Genomic DNA, 734 nt, shown 5'->3' with positions numbered 1-734 from the left:
GCGACCTGTGGCTGCCGCCCCGGGCGGCGGCCTGGCTGGTGCAGCCGGGCACCGCGGGCCCGCGGCCCGGCTGAGGCACCGCGGGCCCGGGGCCCGGCTGAGGCACCGGGCGGTGCGGGGCGCTCAGTCGAGCGCGGGCGCCAGGTGCGTCAGGCCGCGGGAGACGAGCTCGGCCTCCTGCACGGCGCAGGACACGGCGGTGCGCGCCGCGGCGGTCGCGGCGTCCTGCTCGGTGACCGCGGCGGCGATGCTGGCCTGCGCGGCCACCACGTCCTGCAGCACCGCCTGCACGCCGCCGAGGGAGGCACCGGCCTGCTGGACGTCGTCGCGCACCGAGTCCACGACCCGGCGGATGCGCTCGGTGGCGCGGGCGGTCTCCCCCGCCAGCTCCTTGACCTCCCCGGCCACGACGGCGAAACCCTTGCCGGCGTCACCGGCGCGGGCGGCCTCGATGGTGGCGTTGAGGGCCAGCAGGTTCGTCTGGTCCGCGATGGCGGAGATGTTCGTGGCGATGGCGTCGATCTCGGCCATCGTGGTGCTCAGCCGCTCCACGGTGCTGGCGCTGGCGCGGGAGCGCTCGTCCGCCTCCACCGCCGTGCCGCTGGCGCGCGCGGCGACGTCGGCGATCTGCGCGAACGCCTGCTGCAGGCCCGTGACGACCTCACCGGCGGTGGAGACCTCCCCGCGCAGCCGATCACCGCGCTCGCGCAGCCCGCCGAGGTGCCCGGCGAGCT

1 pseudogene is annotated in these 734 nt (G+C 77.9%); it reads right to left on the bottom strand.

From position 1 onward, the window contains the following. Positions 1-273: 273 nt before the first annotated feature. A pseudogene (locus ABEB16_RS19970) lies at positions 274-734 on the bottom strand (methyl-accepting chemotaxis protein); the annotation flags it as partial.

Source organism: Kineococcus glutinatus (genome assembly GCF_039542765.1).
Lineage (GTDB): Bacteria > Actinomycetota > Actinomycetes > Actinomycetales > Kineococcaceae > Kineococcus_A > Kineococcus_A glutinatus.
This window is presented reverse-complemented; position numbering and strand designations above follow the sequence as displayed.